This is a genomic window from Metabacillus sp. KH_069 (genome assembly GCF_057838075.1).
Genome location: NZ_CM174460.1, coordinates 2,928,328 through 2,945,522 on the forward strand (window position 1 = coordinate 2,928,328; position 17,195 = coordinate 2,945,522).

Annotated in this window: 12 protein-coding genes; 1 reads left to right on the top strand and 11 read right to left on the bottom strand. The window is 43.3% G+C overall.

Annotated features, from left to right (window positions below):
• Positions 1–310 precede the first annotated feature (310 nt).
• Genes meaB through AC3ISE_RS14725 form a run of 3 tightly spaced genes read right to left on the bottom strand, consistent with a single transcriptional unit; the run spans position 311 to position 5,377 of the window.
• Positions 311–1,330: a methylmalonyl Co-A mutase-associated GTPase MeaB gene (gene meaB, locus AC3ISE_RS14715; RefSeq protein ID WP_489221567.1), complete on the bottom strand. Its 1,020-nt coding sequence runs from the start codon at positions 1,328–1,330 to the stop codon at positions 311–313.
• The gene (gene scpA, locus AC3ISE_RS14720; RefSeq protein ID WP_489221568.1) at positions 1,327–3,489 is read right to left on the bottom strand and encodes a methylmalonyl-CoA mutase; all 2,163 of its coding nucleotides are present in this window, start codon (positions 3,487–3,489) and stop codon (positions 1,327–1,329) included. Before scpA ends, meaB begins: the two co-directional genes overlap by 4 nt.
• Position 3,490: 1 nt before the next feature.
• Positions 3,491–5,377 (bottom strand): methylmalonyl-CoA mutase family protein, encoded by a 1,887-nt coding sequence (locus AC3ISE_RS14725; protein ID WP_489221569.1) that lies wholly within the window; start codon positions 5,375–5,377, stop codon positions 3,491–3,493.
• A 399-nt stretch (positions 5,378–5,776) separates the two neighbouring features.
• Between AC3ISE_RS14725 and AC3ISE_RS14730 the strand changes: the two genes are divergently transcribed.
• The gene (locus tag AC3ISE_RS14730) at positions 5,777–6,679 is read left to right on the top strand and encodes a diacylglycerol/lipid kinase family protein (protein ID WP_489221570.1); all 903 of its coding nucleotides are present in this window, start codon (positions 5,777–5,779) and stop codon (positions 6,677–6,679) included.
• A 224-nt stretch (positions 6,680–6,903) separates the two neighbouring features.
• Here AC3ISE_RS14730 and AC3ISE_RS14735 read toward each other — a convergent pair whose 3' ends face one another.
• The 8 genes from AC3ISE_RS14735 to AC3ISE_RS14770 all read right to left on the bottom strand — a co-directional run bounded on the left by AC3ISE_RS14735 (position 6,904) and on the right by AC3ISE_RS14770 (position 17,154).
• Complete coding sequence (locus tag AC3ISE_RS14735) at positions 6,904–8,214, bottom strand: dihydrolipoamide acetyltransferase family protein (protein ID WP_489221571.1); 1,311 nt, start codon at positions 8,212–8,214, stop codon at positions 6,904–6,906.
• Positions 8,215–8,244: 30 nt separating this feature from the next.
• On the bottom strand, positions 8,245–9,228 hold the full coding sequence (locus tag AC3ISE_RS14740) for an alpha-ketoacid dehydrogenase subunit beta (protein ID WP_489221572.1): 984 nt from the start codon (positions 9,226–9,228) through the stop codon (positions 8,245–8,247).
• A 12-nt stretch (positions 9,229–9,240) separates the two neighbouring features.
• Positions 9,241–10,233 (bottom strand): thiamine pyrophosphate-dependent dehydrogenase E1 component subunit alpha, encoded by a 993-nt coding sequence (locus AC3ISE_RS14745; protein ID WP_154319138.1) that lies wholly within the window; start codon positions 10,231–10,233, stop codon positions 9,241–9,243.
• A 44-nt stretch (positions 10,234–10,277) separates the two neighbouring features.
• A complete protein-coding gene (lpdA, locus tag AC3ISE_RS14750) occupies positions 10,278–11,699 on the bottom strand; it encodes a dihydrolipoyl dehydrogenase (RefSeq protein WP_489221573.1) in 1,422 nt (473 codons plus the stop codon).
• A gap of 17 nt (positions 11,700–11,716) precedes the next feature.
• Entirely contained in the window at positions 11,717–12,832 is a 1,116-nt protein-coding gene (gene buk / locus AC3ISE_RS14755; protein ID WP_489221574.1) for a butyrate kinase, read from the bottom strand.
• Positions 12,833–12,913: 81 nt separating this feature from the next.
• Complete coding sequence (gene bcd / locus AC3ISE_RS14760; RefSeq protein WP_070876675.1) at positions 12,914–14,008, bottom strand: branched-chain amino acid dehydrogenase; 1,095 nt, start codon at positions 14,006–14,008, stop codon at positions 12,914–12,916.
• A gap of 48 nt (positions 14,009–14,056) precedes the next feature.
• Complete coding sequence (gene yqiS, locus AC3ISE_RS14765; protein ID WP_489221575.1) at positions 14,057–14,947, bottom strand: phosphate butyryltransferase; 891 nt, start codon at positions 14,945–14,947, stop codon at positions 14,057–14,059.
• A gap of 146 nt (positions 14,948–15,093) precedes the next feature.
• Entirely contained in the window at positions 15,094–17,154 is a 2,061-nt protein-coding gene (locus tag AC3ISE_RS14770; RefSeq protein WP_489221576.1) for a sigma 54-interacting transcriptional regulator, read from the bottom strand.
• Positions 17,155–17,195: the final 41 nt, after the last annotated feature.

The window sequence follows — 17,195 nt, forward strand, 5'->3', positions numbered from 1 at the left end:
TGAAATGCGGAACCGACTGTTCAGACCCGACAGACAGATAAGAATTCACCCGAAAAGTCCGGGTTTGACTTTTTGGGGGAATTTGTTCTGGCCGAGGGGCTAGGAGGTGGAGCTGGACACCACTGAAATGCGGAACCGACTGTTCAGCTCCGAAAGACAGATAAGGATCCGGCGTAAAAGTCCGGGTTTGACTTTTACGCCGGATCCGTTCTGGCCGAGGAGTTAGGCGGTGGAGCTGGACACCTCTGAAATGCGGAACTGCCTGTTCAGAAAAAAATCCGCCATTTAAACTTCGGCAGAAAAACGGCACTTATCTGCTTAAAAAAGCAGAGATCAGCTCTTTTACACTGCCTGAAACCGGCCGCTTTCCTTCCACCACATCTTTTTCATAGCTCTGCATATTGCCTTTTATATAAGTATGCTGAAAAAAATGATGCTTGAGCTGTTCCTCAATCATTTCATAGAGCCATTCCTTCTGCTGAAGCTTCCTTCTGCCTTCGAACATTCCGCTTTCTTTTGTTTTCTGTGCAAAAACATTGATTGTCTCCCATATTTCCTTTATCCCTGTTTCATGGAGGGCAGAAGCAGTCACTGCTTTCGTTTCCCAGCCTTGTGTATAGGATTTTAGAAAATGAAGAATATGATTGTACTCATGCTCAGCTTTTTTTGCATGATCACGATTATCACCATCAGCTTTGTTGACGACCACAAGATCGGGAAGCTCCATAATTCCTTTTTTCATCGTCTGCAGCTCATCTCCGGCACCGGTCAAAACCAATAAGAGGAAAAAATCAACCATGCCTCTTATGGCAAACTCACCCTGTCCGACACCAACCGTTTCAACAAGGATCACATCATACCCTGCGGCCTCACAAACAATGATGGATTCCCTTGTTTTTCGCGTGACGCCTCCAAGTGTTCCGCTTGATGGAGAAGGTCTGATAAAGGCATCGTGATTGCGGGAGAGCCTCTCCATTCTCGTTTTATCTCCCAGTATACTTCCTTTTGAAACTTGGCTGCTCGGATCGACAGCCAGTACAGCCACTTTATGCCCGAGACTGCACAAATACGTCCCAAAAGAATCAATGAAAGTGCTCTTTCCTGCACCAGGAACCCCTGTTATCCCGATTCGTATCGAAGAGGTCTCTTTTTGCTGGAGTTCTTCAATCATTTGCTGCGCTTTTTCAAAATGCTTTTCGGCATTGCTTTCCACTAGAGTAATAGCCTGGGCAACAGCCACTCTGTCCCCATTCAGAACACCTTCAATATAGTGCTCTGCACTCTTTTCCATACTTCCCGCTTTTTTACGCTTTTCTGAACTTCCTGTCATTCCTCTGCATCCTCATACCCAAGTCTTTCGTAGATCTTCTCAAGCATCACCTTTGCTGCATTTGGAATAACCGTACCTGGGCCAAATATTGCAGAAGCGCCGCTGTTTAATAAAAATTCATAATCCTGATAAGGAATAACTCCTCCGACAATAACGACAATATCTTCTCTGCCAAGTGCCTTCAATTCTTTTATCAATTGCGGAAGGAGAGTTTTGTGGCCTGCTGCAAGAGAACTCATGCCGACAATATGAACATCATTTTCGACTGCCTGGGCAGCTGTTTCCGCAGGTGTTTGGAATAATGGACCGATATCCACATCAAAACCAAGATCTGCATATGCCGTTGCCACAACCTTTGCACCGCGGTCATGACCATCCTGTCCCATCTTGGCGATTAAGATGCGGGGTCTTCTTCCTTCCAGCTCGGAAAATTCATCCGTCATTCTTCTTACACTTTCAATTTCTTCTTCATTTGAAAATTCAGAGCTGTACACGCCGCTGATGGAACGAATCACTGCCTGATGCCGTTTAGATGCCTTTTCAACCGCATCGGAAATTTCCCCTAAAGTTGCTCTTGCTCTCGCTGCCTCAACAGCAAGCGCAAGCAAATTCCCTTCTCCGGTTCTGACAGCCTCTGTTAATGCTTCAAGTGCCAGGTCCACCCTGCCCTGATCACGTGCCTCTTTCAAAGTCTGCAGCCTTTCAATCTGTTTTTTTCTTACGATTGTGTTATCAATATTCAAAATTTCAATCGGATCCTCTTCCTCCACTTGAAATTTATTGACGCCTATAATCGTTTCCGTTCCCGAATCTATCTTGGCCTGCCGTTTAGCTGCGGCTTCTTCAATTTTCATTTTAGGAAGCCCTGTTTCAATCGCCTTTGCCATTCCGCCAAGGTTTTCCACCTCTTCAATATGCGCCCACGCCTTATCCATCAGCTGTTTTGTAAGAGATTCTACATAATAAGAACCCCCCCACGGATCGATTACATCGCATATACCGGTTTCCTGCTGCAAATAAAGCTGAGTGTTTCTGGCAATGCGTGCTGAAAAATCAGTTGGAAGTGCGATGGCTTCATCCAGTGCATTTGTATGCAGTGACTGGGTGTGGCCCATAACAGCAGCATGTGCTTCAATGCATGTTCTGACAACATTGTTAAACGGATCCTGTGCTGTCAAACTCCAGCCTGAAGTTTGGGAATGTGTTCTGAGAGCCAGTGATTTTGGGTTTTTAGGATTAAATTCTTTGACAATCTTTGCCCACATCAGCCTTGCCGCCCTCATCTTTGCAACTTCCATAAAATAATTCATGCCGATTGCCCAAAAAAAGGAAAGTCTCGGAGCGAATTGATCAATATCAAGGCCTGCTTTTAATCCTGTCCGGATATATTCAAGTCCGTCAGCCAATGTATAAGCAAGCTCGATATCCGCTGTGGCCCCCGCTTCCTGCATATGATAGCCGGAAATACTGATGCTGTTGAATTTAGGCATAAATTTCGCCGTATACTCAAAAATATCCCCGATAATCCTCATTGATGTTTCTGGAGGATAAATGTATGTATTCCGGACCATATATTCTTTTAAAATGTCATTTTGAATCGTGCCTGCCAGTTTCTCCTTAGAAACCCCCTGTTCCTCAGCTGTCACAATATAAAAGGCCATGATAGGCAGAACAGCTCCGTTCATCGTCATCGATACTGACATTTGATCCAGCGGAATCTCATCAAAAAGGATTTTCATATCAAGAATGGAGTCAATAGCCACGCCTGCTTTCCCTACATCCCCTTCAACTCGCGGGTGATCAGAATCATATCCTCTGTGGGTCGCGAGATCAAAAGCAACGGATAAGCCCTTTTGTCCCATGGCTAAATTCCGGCGGTAGAAAGCATTGCTGTCTTCTGCGGTTGAAAAACCGGCATACTGCCTGATTGTCCAGGGTCTGTTCACATACATGGTTGAATAGGGCCCTCTCAGAAAAGGCGCAATGCCCGGATAGCTGTTCAGATAAGGCATATTTTTTCGGTCTTCTGAATTATAAGAAGCTTTTAAGGGAATCCCTTCATTCGATTGATAAGGTTCGGCAGATTGAACGTTTTCCTGATTGTTTTCGGTAAAGCTGCCGCTGATCAATTCTACATCCGCAAGATTAATTCGAGTCATATTACGATACCCCCAATTGAAGCTGCAATTTTTTTAAGAAGGCATAAACATCCATTCCGTGATAAATGCATTCATGAATACCGTGCTTCTCAAGTTTATCTTTATCAAGCCGTCCCGCTGCATAAACGTTGGAGCCTTGAAGTCCCTTTAAGAAATCAAGCGATTCGTAATCCTCATCTTTCCCGCATACGATAATAGGCTTGTCCGGCCATTCCAGCTGATCAGGTTTCAAAATCACAGCCTCTATACCACCTGCCGAAAGCATGCCTGATACAAAATCAAGCCTCGGTTTATAGTCAAGCATCTTTCCAAGCACCACGACTCCAATTTTAGGATAATGACCGTACTTGCTTTTGTATTTAGCCGAATCAGCCCTGAGTCCTTCAAATTGTTCAGCAAGCCTCATTGATAACAGATGAGTCAATTCCTCATTTGAGTTGTCACCTAATAATCCTGCATTTACTTCACTTGCTTTTACCGTTTTTGCGTCTTTCATCCATTCTTTCAATGAAGCGCCACGGTCAGTCCCGCCCGCTTCTTCAATTGGAATTTGCCCTTCAGATTTTTGGATTTCTCTTTCAGGCTCCTGCAAATTCGCATAATGGTTCGTTCCAATCAGCTGCACCTTTCGTTTACTGACATCTTCCAGTCTTAGTGTCAGAAGCGTACGCAATTTTTCCTGAATGTAATTTTGCCTTGCTGCCAGCACGAATCCGCCCATGGTTTCAATCGACTGAATTTCCTTCCAGGCAAGTTCCGCAAGCTCAGCAGTAAGCTCTTCAATGTACCATGAGCCTCCTGCAGGATCAGCAACTTTAGACAGAAGACTTTCTTCTTTCAAAATAAAGTGAGTATTTCTTGCAATTCTGTCTCCTGTTTTGCTGACGTTGCCAAGCACTTCATCAAAAGGCGCAACAGATAAGCTGTTCACCCCGCCGATAGCAGCTGAAAATGCTTCTGTAGTTGATCTAAGCATATTTACGTGCAAATCGTGCTTTGTCTTATTGAATGTTGATGCAGCAGCATGCAAAACAAGCGGATGACGACCGGCACTTGCCCCAAAAGCTGTCAAAATGGTTGCCCATATTTTTTTAGCCGCTCTGAATTTAGCAATCTCCATAAAAAAATTAGATCCGGCAGAGAACGTAAAACCGACCCTGTCTGCAAGTTTTTCGATGGAAAAGCCGCGATCTTTTAATGCGTTTAATAGCTCAATAGCATTAGAAAACGTATATGCCAGCTCTTCTTTTGCAGATCCGCCTGCGCCGTGGAAAAATTCACCATTAAATAATACAGCTCTTACATTAGGCAAATTTTCCTGATCCAGTATTTCGATCATTTCAGCCAGACATTCTATTTTGTTCTTTAAAGAAACAAGGTCCGATCCGTTAATCCATTCACCGTATGGATCAAAAGCGAACGAGCCTTTACAATTTTTATTTTTCAAATACGTGATAAATAATGGAAAGAATCCGATATTGCCCTGCAATGAGATATGGAATTCTGTTTGTTCCAAGTCGATGCCATCAAATGCTGTGCAAATGTTCTGATAGGTTTCCAAATACCCAATGTCTTCTAAGTGAATGATATCCTGGCCCCGCTGCATGGTTTCCCGAATTTCTTCATTTAACTGTTCTGGTGTTTTTGACCGCTGAAGTTTTTGGCTGACAGACCAATCATTTTTCTTCTGGGCAGCGGTCGCCTCATTTTCCCCTATGGATTGAGTATTGTGCTCAGTATATAATGGATTTAGAGTAATGCCTTCATATGTTTTTCTGGAAAGACTTTGAATGCTTTTCCCCTTTAAAGCTTTCTCTGCCTCTTCCACCCACATTTGTTCCGATGCTTTTTCAAAATCATTTATTTCGTGATTGATTCTTTGCTTCATACTCCCGCTTCCCGGATAGGAAGCCCACCCCCTTGACGCAAAAGAATGCGTTTACATTTATGAAAATAGTAAAAACTTAATCTATTTCATTTTATAATACCTTTACCCAATCAGCAATTCTATTTCAATATTGAAACCTTAAAGCTCATTCAAACGTATTTATCTAAAAAATGTTTCAATTACATGAAGAGAGGTTAATTTAAAGATGAAGAGAAAATTCGGAGAAAAAAAGAAACGCTAAAAACGGGGGAATTGGTTAGTCGACACTTTACTTGAGTGTATCGATTTGATTGAATACCTTATCCTTCTTCCGTTTAGAATTCTGATTTTCACAATAAGGTTCTTAATCAATTTATTTAATTTTTAATCCTATTCTGCAAGCTCATAAGGGGTTTTTTTATGGCGAAATATAAAAAAGGCATGCTGATCTATAATGGAAATGCCGGTCAGAAGGATGCTGAAAAAACACTTGGCACCTGTGTTCCGATTATTTCTCTGCATGTGGAACAGCTTTTGCTGCTTCAAACTTCAAAACCTCTGGATGCACAGGAATACTGCAGGAAACACGGGGAAAACATGGACATCGTGATTATACTGGGCGGAGATGGAACGGTACATGAGTGTATAAACGGACTTGGAGGACTGATTCAAAGACCGGTTATCGCCATTTTGCCCGGCGGCACATGCAACGACTTTTCAAGAACACTCGGCATTCCTCAAAACTTAAAGAAAGCCACTGAGGCATTATTTGCCGGTGAAATTCGCGGAACAGACGCTGCAGAAACCAGCGAAGGATACTTCCTCAATTTTTGGGGCATCGGCCTTGTTGCGGAAACATCTGAAAATATTAATGACACCGAAAAAGCACTGCTCGGAAAAGTAAGCTATTTTCTAAGCGCGATTCGAACGATTAAATCCATGAAGCCTTTTCACTTCAGACTGAAGCTTGATGACACCTGGATTGAAGAAGAAGCGATCATGGTGCTGATTGCTAATGGCAAAATCATCGGCACAAATGTTCTGCCTTATCCCGATATCAAAATCGATGACGGCCTCGCCGATATTTTCATTATTAAAGAAGCCAGTTTTTCACTTATTAAAGAAGTGATGACAATGAAAGATAACATTGAATGGAATCATATAGATTCTCAGCTGATGCACTATCAGGCAAGCAGCATGCAAATTGAAACAAAAGAAGAAATGAGCGTTGATACAGACGGTGAGGTTTATTCAAAAACACCCGAAACCATCACGATCTTACATAACCACTTTCAAATGCTTTCACCTAAGGAGCAAATATAAGAAAAAAAGCCATCACAAGACAAGATGTGATGGCTTTTTTTCTTATTGTTAAGGAAATTTTAACAGTTAAATAGTTGTAGATATATAAATAAAGTTATCTGCGGTAAGCGTAAGCGCCTAGATCCTCGGTCAGAACGAATCCGCTAAAAAAGTCGGGACCCGGACTTTTCTGTCGGATTCTTATCTGCCTGTCGGAGCTGGACTTGGCACTTCCGCTTTTGTTCTTAATAAACAGAAGTCGTTTCTTTTGACGTATTCTCTAAAATTTCTTTTACTCTGGCCAGGAATCTGCCGCACACTAAACCGTCAAGCACACGATGATCAAGAGACATGCATAGATTAACCATATCGCGCACTGCGATCATGCCGTTGTTCATCACAACAGGACGTTTTACGATGGATTCCACCTGAAGAATGGCAGCCTGCGGGTAGTTGATGATTCCCATTGACTGTACAGATCCAAATGAACCTGTATTGTTTACTGTAAAGGTGCCGCCTTTCATTTCATCTGCAGTTAACTTCCCTGCACGGACCTTGCCTGCAAGTTCAGAAATTTCCCGTGCTATGCCTTTGATTGTTTTTTCATCAGCATGCTTAATCACGGGAACATACAAAGCATCTTCTGTTGCAACCGCGATTGAGATATTGATATCTTTCTTCTGAATAATGCTTTCGCCCGCCCACATTGAATTGATCTGCGGGAATTCTTTTAATGCTTGAGCGACAGCTTTGACGAAAAACGCAAAGAATGTAAGATTAAATCCTTCTTTTTGCTTGAATTCATTCTTGATTGTATTGCGGTATTCAACCAGATTGGTTGCATCCACTTCAATCATCGTCCAGGCATGAGGTGCCTCATGCTTGCTGCGCAGCATGTTAGAAGCAATCGCTTTGCGGATGCCGGTTACAGGAATTTCAATATCTCCCGGCTGTGCAGAAACAGATGCAGCAGGAGCTGATTGTGCAGTTTTCTGCGGTGCAGCTGCTGGTGCATTTTGCTGTACTTCTGCTTTAGCTGGTGATTCTTGTGCAGCAGCATTTCCTTTGTTTGCTGATGAAGGGATATTTCCGCTCTCAATGATTTGCTGCAGGTCTTTTCTTGTAATTCTGCCGCCGGCGCCTGTACCTGCAACCTGTTCAAGATCGATGTCGTTTTCCTGTGCTAAGCGCAGGACAGCAGGAGAATATCGTTTCTTGTTTGATTGGTCTGTTTGCTCCGCAGGTTCTGCTTTTTGTGTTTCCTCTGAAGCCGATGATACTGGTGCGTTTGCTGCTTTAGCATCTTCGCTTCCTCCGCCGACGTCGACTTTACAAATAATTTCGCCGACAGCAAGCGTATCGCCTTCATCTGCAACCAATTCCTTGATTACGCCCGTAAAGGAAGATGGAACTTCCGCATTTACTTTATCTGTCATAACCTCAGCAATCGGATCGTATTTGTTTACAGTATCACCGACCGATACTAGCCATTTACTGATGGTGCCTTCTGTTACACTTTCCCCAAGCTGGGGCATTGTCATTTGTTCAACTGCCATGTCTGTTCCCTCCTCAAATGAAAATCTTATTTAAAATTCAGCAAGCTTCCGCATAGCCGCTTCTACTTTATCTGGATTGATCATAAAATATTTTTCCATTGTCGGAGCATATGGCATTGCCGGCACATCAGGCCCTGCAAGACGCATGATTGGAGCATCCAAATCAAATAGGCAGTTTTCAGCGATGATGGCTGACACTTCGCTCATGATGCTTCCTTCTTTGTTGTCTTCTGTCAGCAGCAGCACTTTTCCTGTTTTAGAAGCGGCTTCAATAATTGCTTCTTTATCCAGCGGATATACTGTGCGCAAATCAAGAATATGTGCTGAAATGCCATCCTGCGCAAGCTTTTCTGCAGCTTGGAGTGCAAAATGCACGCACAGGCCGTAAGTGATGATTGTAAGATCTTCACCTTCACGCTTCACATCGGCTTTTCCGATCGGCAGTACATAATCATCATCTGGAACCTCGCCTTTGATGAGGCGGTAAGCTCTTTTATGCTCAAAGAACAGAACTGGATCATCGTCTCTAATTGCAGCCTTTAAGAGTCCTTTTACATCATAAGGAGTTGAAGGCATCACAATTTTAAGACCAGGCTGATTGGCAAATAAAGCTTCGACCGATTGAGAGTGATAGAGAGCGCCATGCACGCCTCCGCCATAAGGAGCACGGATCGTAATCGGGCAATTCCAATCATTGTTTGAACGATAGCGGATTTTGGCAGCCTCTGAAACGATTTGATTGACTGCAGGCATGATAAAGTCCGCAAATTGCATTTCTGCAATTGGTCTCATTCCGTACATGGCTGCGCCAATTCCCACACCTGCAATCGCTGATTCTGCAAGCGGAGTATCAATGACGCGCTCTTCTCCAAACTTGTCGTACAATCCGGCCGTTGCTTTAAAAACTCCGCCTTTTTTGCCTACATCTTCCCCAAGCACGAAAACTTTTGGATCACGTTCCATCTCTTCACGAATCGCCATCGTGACAGCATCTATATAAGAAATGACTGGCATTGTTCTTCCCCCTTACTCTGCGTATACGTATTTAAGTGCTGACTCTGCATCTGCATATGGAGCACTTTCAGCGTAATCTGTTGCTTCGTTTACAACCTTCATGATTCCGTCATGAATTTCTTTTTCCAACTCATCCGTCATGACGCCGGTTTCTTTTAAATAAGCTGCAAATTTTAAGATCGGATCATTCTTCTTAGCTTCTGAGACTTCTTCCTGCCCGCGATATGAACGATCATCGTCATCACTTGAGTGAGGAGTCAGACGGTATGAGATTGCTTCTATAAGTGTAGGGCCCTCTCCGCGGCGTCCTCTGTCTGCAGCTTCTTTTACTGCCTGATACACTTCAAGCGGATCATTTCCATCCACTGTAAAACCAGGCATTCCATAGCCAATCGCACGGTCTGAGATTTTCTCGCATGCGACTTGCTTTTCGTAAGGAACGCTGATTGCATATTTATTATTTTCACACATGAAAATGACCGGCAGCTTATGTACTCCTGCAAAATTTGCTCCTTCATGGAAATCTCCCTGGTTTGAAGAGCCTTCCCCGAATGTGACAAACGTGACAAGATCCTTTTTCTCCATTTTGCCGGCAAGAGCAATTCCAACCGCATGCGGCACTTGGGTTGTAACCGGGGATGAGCCTGTAACAATGCGATTTTCTTTTTGGCCAAAGTGACCGGGCATTTGACGGCCTCCTGAGTTCGGATCTTCTGCTTTTGCAAATCCGGAAAGCATCAATTGCTTTGCCGTCATGCCAAACGCAAGCACGACACCCATATCACGGTAATAAGGAAGGGCATAGTCTTTTTTGCGGTCAAGTGCAAATGCAGCACCAACCTGTGCCGCTTCCTGTCCCTGACATGAAATCACGAATGGAATTTTCCCTGAACGGTTGAGCAGCCACATGCGTTCATCGATTTTACGCGCCATGACCATTGTTTCATACATTTCAAGAACTTCTTGATCAGATAAACCAAGTGTTTTATGACGATTTTCAGCCATCATTTTGCCTCCTTAAAAATCAGTATGTAAGGGACATGCTCCCTTTAAGAATGGATTGCTTTCCCATCAACTGCAAGTGCCGCTTCACCTATTGCTTCAGACAGCGTTGGATGAGGATGAATGGTTTGTCCAATTTCCCACGGTGTTGCATCAAGCACCATTGCAAGGCCTGCTTCAGATATCATATCTGTTACATGCGGTCCAATCATATGGACACCAAGGAGATCATCTGTTTTAGCATCGGCGATTAATTTGACAAAGCCATCGGATTCCCCAAAAACAAGCGCTTTTCCGATCGCACGGAATGAAAATTTACCTGTTTTCACTTCAAATCCCGCTTCTTTCGCTTCATCTTCTGTATAGCCGACACTTGCAATCTCAGGCGTGCTGTATACACATCTGGAAACTTTTTTATAATCAATTGCAGAAGGAGTATGTCCGGCAATGTGCTCAACTGCTGTAATGCCCTCATGTGAAGCCACATGTGCAAGCTGAAGTCCGCCAATAACATCGCCAATCGCATAGATATGTGATTCTTTCGTCTGCATAAATTGATTGGTCTTAATAAAGCCATTTTCAATCTGAATATCTGTATTTTCAATCCCGATGCCCTCAACATTTGCCTGACGCCCGACAGATACAAGAATTTTTTCAGCAGAGAATGTCTTCACTTCGCCTTTATGCTCAGCACTGATAGAAACAGCTTCTCCTTTTTCAAGGGTTTCAGACAGCACTTTAGCCCCTGTTACAAGGTTAATGCCTTTTTTCTTAAGCAAGCGCTGCATTTCTTTGGATATTTCAGCATCTTCTGTAGGCAGGATGCGGTCTGCGTACTCAAGCACAGTTACCTCAAGTCCAAAATCAGACAGCATGGATGCCCACTCTATTCCAATTACTCCGCCGCCCACAATAATGATTGATTTAGGCAGTGATTCAAGCGCAAGTGCTTCATCTGACGTTAAAACAGATTCACCGTCAATTTCAAGGCCCGGCAGACTGCGCGGTCTTGATCCTGTAGAGACAATCACATTTTTAGGAATCAGCATTTCATTCTCTTCGCCGTTATTCATTTCAACAGAAATGGTTCCGGGCATTGGAGAGAAAATAGACGGACCCAAAATGCGGCCTGTCCCTTCATAGACATCGATTTTCCCCTGCTTCATTAAATGCTGGACGCCTTTATGCAGGGTATCAATAATCGATTGTTTGCGCTCTTGAACCTTCGTGAAATCGAGCGCAACACCTGATGTCATGACGCCAAACTCTTCGCTTCTTTTCGCTGTAGCAAACACTTCCGCACTTCTGAGCAGCGCTTTGCTTGGAATACATCCGGCATGAAGACAAGTGCCTCCCAGTTTTCCTTTTTCAACAATCGCTGTTTTTAAGCCGAGCTGGCTTGCGCGAATCGCGGCTACATATCCGCCTGTTCCGCCGCCTACAATAACGAGATCATAATCGGTTGCCATACTGATGCTCCTCTCTTTTAAACCTGGTTGTAAATCTTTGAATCCACTCTTTTATTCGGATATTCCTTGGCTTCTTCTTCCCCGCGGAGAACGCGGAGAGCTCCTTCGGTTAATGCCTGAAGTTCATTTTCACCCGGAAATACATTCACATCTGCGATCCAATCAATGTAGGAAGAAATTTCTTTTACGAATTTTTTCCCGTAGGCAAGGCCGCCTGTAAGAATGATTGCATCTACTTTCCCTTTTAAAACGGCGCTTGCAGCACCGATTTCTTTGCCGATTTGATAGGCCATTGCATCAAATACAAGTTTAGCCTTTTGATCCCCTGCAGAAATCATGCGTTCAACCTTCTGGCCGTCATTGGTGCCAAGATACCCGACCAGCCCGCCTTTTCCAACAAGCATTTTCATAACTTCCTCACGATAATAATCACCGGAATAACAGAGGTTCACCAGATCACCTGCAGGTACTGTGCCTGCCCGTTCAGGACTGAATGGGCCATCTCCATGGAGTCCGTTGTTGACATCAATTACTTTTCCAAGCCTGTGTACACCAACCGTAATCCCGCCGCCCATATGAGCCACAATCAGGTTCATTTCGCCGTATTTTTTGCCGTACTGCTGAGCAACTTTCCTCGCAACGGATTTTTGATTTAAGGCATGAAAAATACTCTTTCGTTCGATGGATGGAACTCCAGATACTTTTGCAATCGTTTCCATTTCATCTACAACTACCGGATCCACAATGAAAGAAGGGATATTAAGCCCGCCCGCTATTTCAAAAGCGATGATGCCTCCCAAATTTGAAGCGTGCTGTCCTGCAAAACCGATGCGGAGATCGTGCAGCATTTGTTCATTTACATGGTATGTTCCGCCCTCTATCGGACGAAGCAGTCCGCCTCTTCCGCATACTGCGCTTAATTTAGAGATGTTAATGCCTTCTTCATCCAGCGTTTCAAGTATTGTTTGTTTTCTGAATTCATATTGATCAATAATACTGTTAAAAGCATTTATTTTATCTGTATCATGACGGATTGTTTTTTCAAAAATCGATCGTTCATTATCAAATACACCAATTTTCGTCGAGGTCGAACCCGGGTTTATGACGAGAATCCGATATTCTTTTTCCTGCAACTTCCAAAACCTCCAAATATGAGAAAGATCAGACAGCGCACCGACACGCTGCCTGCTTATCTCTTCTCAAAAAATTGCCTATTAGCGGCGGCTTAAAATGTGATGTCCATTTTGCAGAAACTGGCTGCGGGAATTTCTCATTCTTTCAATGCGCTCTTCCGCTAAACGATCAGCTGCCGCATATGTAGGGATGCCGTCGCGTTTTGCAATTTCAAAAACACGTTCAATATTTTGATAAATGCCTTCTACTTTTTTCATCGCTCTTTCGCTGTTGTAGCCAAGCAGCTCATCCGCTACGTTAATAACGCCGCCGGCATTAATGACATAGTCTGGTGCGTAAGCAATTCCCATTTCATGAATCGTATCACCATGACGAGTTTCTCTTAATTGATTATTAGCAGCTCCTGCAATAACTTTAGCTTTGATTTGAGGGATGGTATCGTCATTGATAGTAGCTCCAAGTGCACATGGTGCATAAATATCGCAGTCCACTCCGTAAATTTCATCTGGATCTACAGCTTTAGCTCCGAAAGCTTCAACAGCTCTTTGAACGGCTTCTTTATTAATATCCGTCACAATCAGCTGTGCGCCTTCTTCATGCAAATGTCTGCAGAGGTTGAATGCAACGTTGCCGACACCTTGAACTGCCACAGTCTTGCCTTCTAATGAATCTGTGCCGAACGCAGCTTTTGCAGCAGCTTTCATTCCGCGGTATACGCCGAACGCCGTTACAGGAGACGGGTTGCCAGAAGATCCGAAAGCAGGTGAAATACCCGTTACATAATCTGTTTCTTCGTGGATCAGATCCATATCTTCAACAGTAGTGCCGACATCTTCAGCAGTAATATAACGGCCATTAAGTCCTTGAATGTAGCGGCCGAAAGCGCGGAACATTTCTTCGTTTTTATCTTTGCGGGGATCACCGATGATAACTGTTTTCCCTCCGCCAAGGTTTAATCCTGCAGCTGCATTTTTGTAAGTCATGCCTTTTGCTAAGCGAAGAGCATCTTCAATCGCATCTGCTTCTGAAGCGTATGTCCACATGCGCGTGCCGCCAAGTGCAGGTCCTAAAGTTGTATCATGAATAGCGATAATAGCTTTTAGCCCTGATTGTTTATCTTGGCAAAATACCAATTGCTCATAATCATATTGTTCCATATATTTAAAAATTTCCATGTGTAAATCCTCCTAAAGTTCTTTTCGTATTCATTTCCGGTTTGTCGCTTAACTAGAACAAATTGCCAAAGCCAGCGAGTATAGCTTGCTTTCAGCTGAATCAGCACGGCTGGTTAAGACAATCGGGGCTTTTGCACCCGCAATGATAGCTCCTACTTTTGCATTCGCAAAATACATGAGCGATTTATATAAAACATTGCCAACTTCAATGGTTGGTACTAAAAGAATATCAGCCTGTCCTGCCACATCGCTTCTGATGCCTTTATGCTCTGCCGCTTCAAATGAAACAGCATTATCAAGTGCAAGCGGGCCATCGACGATACAATCTTTTATCTGCCCTCTTTTGTTCATTTGGGTGAGTGCAGCTGCATCGAGCGTCGCCTGCATAGAAGGGTTTATAACTTCAACAGCTGCGAGTGGCGCTACTTTTGGAATGTCTATCCCAATCTTCCTTGCAACCATGACAGAATTTGCAAGAATCTGCTTTTTCTGTTCCAGATCTGGCGCAAGATTCATCGCTGCATCCGTTACAATCGTGTATCTGTCGTAGCCTGGCACTTCAAAAACAGCTACATGGGATAGAATTTTGCCCGTGCGAAGTCCATATTCCTTGTTTAAAACCGCCTTTAAAATAACGGCTGTAGGAACATTTCCTTTCATTAAAACATCTGCTTCATTTTGAAACACAGCTTTAACAGCAAATTCTGAAGCTTGTTCAACAGATCTTGCATGTTTAATTGAAAACATTTTAGCATCAGCACTTCTTTTTTGAAGCATGATTTCAATTTCTTCTTTATTTCCGAACAAAATAAATTCGGCCAGTCCCCGTTCTGAAGCTTCCAAAACTGCTTCAAGCACTTCTGGATCTTCCGCAGAGGCCACTGCCACTGTTTTGTTCTCAAGCTGGGCTGCTTTTTCTAGCAGGTCTTCTAAGTTCATCGTGTTTTCAACCCCTTCAAGATGTATTCACAGCACCCGTTATTTTATAATGCAAGAAGCGTGCCAACAAAAAATCTTGTAAACGCTTCATCTTATCGTGCATAAAACATGCAATTCGTTTCATACTGTGCAAGAAATTGCGTGCATTACTTTGCAAGATTGTATTTTTCTATTTTATAATACAGGTTTCTAAGCGAAATACCTAATGATAGGGCGGTTTTAGTCCGATTAAAATGATGCTTGTTCAATGCTTCTCTTATTATTACTTCTTCAAGCTGTTCGATTGATTCTGCGAGAGTTTGATTGCCGCTGCCTTCTAAAGAATAGGCTATTACTCCGGACTTTTTTTCATCATCCTGTGCGAGTTCCGGCAAATGCTGAGCAGTAATTTCGGTTTCATTGTATTTCATAAAAATCATTGCTCTTCCAAGCACATTCTCAAGCTCCCTTACATTACCAGGCCAGCTGTGCGCAACAAGCATGCCCAGAGCTGATTCTTCAATTCCTTCAATACTTCTGCCATAGTCCTGATTCAGTTTCCTGATAAGGTGCTCAGCAAGCATAGGAATATCACTTTTCCGGTTCCTGAGCGGCGGGATGGAAATTGGATAACGATTTAACCGGTAATATAAATCTTCACGGAACGTGCCGTCTGCCATAGCTTTTTCAATATTAATATTTGTTGCAGCGATGACTCTTACATTGATTGGAATAGATTTCGTTGAACCAACACGGACAATTTCTTTTTCCTGCAGCACACGGAGCAATTTGGCCTGTACATTTGCCGAAAGCTCTCCAATTTCATCAAGAAAGATGCTCCCTTTGTTGGCTTCTTCAAAAAACCCTCTTTTTCCGCCCCTCTTCGCTCCTGAAAAAGCTCCTTCTTCATAGCCGAACAGCTCGCTTTCAAGCAGCGTTTCTGAAATAGCCGCACAATTCACACGGATAAACTTGTTGTACTTCCGGTCGCTTGCATTATGGATCGCATGGGCGAATAATTCTTTTCCTGTCCCTGATTCCCCTCTTAAAAGAACAGTCGCAGGTGTTTTAGCCCCAAGCTTCGCCTGTTCAATCGCAAGCTTGATCTCTTCGCTTCCCCCGATAATATCTTCAAAGGCATATTTCGCTTCAAGTGTTCTGATGATTTGTCTTGCTCTGTGCAATTCTGTCGTTAAAGTCTGGATCTCGGACACATCATGAATAATGCCCACACTTCCTTTTAGTTTTCCGTCTACAATGATTGGAGCTACATTTACAATGACGTCTTTCTTGCCAGGGCCAACTTTCATCCGCACGCCTCTGACAGGTCTTCTCGTTTCAAGAACCTTCATATGCATGCTTTCACCCTCAGATATATCAGCCGTCGCTGGCTTTCCCAGCACTTGTTCTTCAGTCAGGCCAGTCATTCTTGAATAGGCAGGATTGATCAAAATCCCTCTTCCTTCTTCATCTACAACAGTTATGGCCTCGTCGGATGATTGAATGATGGCTTGAAGAAGTGTTTGAATCTCTTTTAAGTTCGTCATTTCTTCTGCAAGGTTCACAATATCGGTAATATCTTTAAACAAGGAAAGGGCACCGAGCAGTGTTCCCGAGTCATCAAAGATCGGGATTCTTGTCGTAATAATTTTAAGGCCATTTTCAAGCACCTGTTCCTGATTCATTTCCACTTCTTTTGTTTTCAGAATTCTTGGCAGCTTGCTTGAAGGAATCATCTCTTCAATAAGACGTCCAATCACATCTCCCTTTTTTAACCCTGTCATCCGCTCTGCTGTTTTATTGAAAAGAATCAGCCGCTCTTTATCATCGATGACGATCATGCCGTCATTCGTTGAATCAAAAATGGTTTCATGCTTATGTGTAATATCTTTTAAAGCTGTAATTAAATCCTCTTTCTGATTGATCAGATTGGAAATAATGTGAGCGACAGTCCCCGGGATAATGACCGTATTTCTGCTTCTGCACTGCAGCAGGTCCTCAAATACCTCATTGCTTCCTGTTGCCTCGATTACAATATTGATCTGATCGGACAGCAGCGGCTTCCATTCAGAACTTGTTAAAATTCCAAGTTTTTTTGCAAGCTGCATGCCTGGTGCATCCGGTTCAATGTCCACTACTGCCATAATTTCCATCGCTTTTATTTCCAAAAGCATTTTGAGGAGTGTTGTCCCGCCTTTTCCCGCACCTACCAGCAAGACCTTTTGCATAATGATAACCCCTTACCGTTTTTTATATGAAAAATATGTAT

What these genes read in the sequence shown, in the direction of transcription:
- scpA (WP_489221568.1), bottom strand. Translation starts at nt 3,489, where the DNA reads ATGACTCGAATTAATCTTGCGGATGTAGAATTGATCAGCGGCAGCTTT.
- AC3ISE_RS14730 (WP_489221570.1), top strand. Translation starts at nt 5,777, where the DNA reads ATGGCGAAATATAAAAAAGGCATGCTGATCTATAATGGAAATGCCGGT.
- AC3ISE_RS14770 (WP_489221576.1), bottom strand. Translation starts at nt 17,154, where the DNA reads ATGCAAAAGGTCTTGCTGGTAGGTGCGGGAAAAGGCGGGACAACACTC.
- yqiS (WP_489221575.1), bottom strand. Translation starts at nt 14,947, where the DNA reads ATGAACTTAGAAGACCTGCTAGAAAAAGCAGCCCAGCTTGAGAACAAA.
- bcd (WP_070876675.1), bottom strand. Translation starts at nt 14,008, where the DNA reads ATGGAAATTTTTAAATATATGGAACAATATGATTATGAGCAATTGGTA.
- lpdA (WP_489221573.1), bottom strand. Translation starts at nt 11,699, where the DNA reads ATGGCAACCGATTATGATCTCGTTATTGTAGGCGGCGGAACAGGCGGA.
- AC3ISE_RS14735 (WP_489221571.1), bottom strand. Translation starts at nt 8,214, where the DNA reads ATGGCAGTTGAACAAATGACAATGCCCCAGCTTGGGGAAAGTGTAACA.
- AC3ISE_RS14745 (WP_154319138.1), bottom strand. Translation starts at nt 10,233, where the DNA reads ATGGCTGAAAATCGTCATAAAACACTTGGTTTATCTGATCAAGAAGTT.
- AC3ISE_RS14740 (WP_489221572.1), bottom strand. Translation starts at nt 9,228, where the DNA reads ATGCCAGTCATTTCTTATATAGATGCTGTCACGATGGCGATTCGTGAA.
- meaB (WP_489221567.1), bottom strand. Translation starts at nt 1,330, where the DNA reads ATGACAGGAAGTTCAGAAAAGCGTAAAAAAGCGGGAAGTATGGAAAAG.
- AC3ISE_RS14725 (WP_489221569.1), bottom strand. Translation starts at nt 5,377, where the DNA reads ATGAAGCAAAGAATCAATCACGAAATAAATGATTTTGAAAAAGCATCG.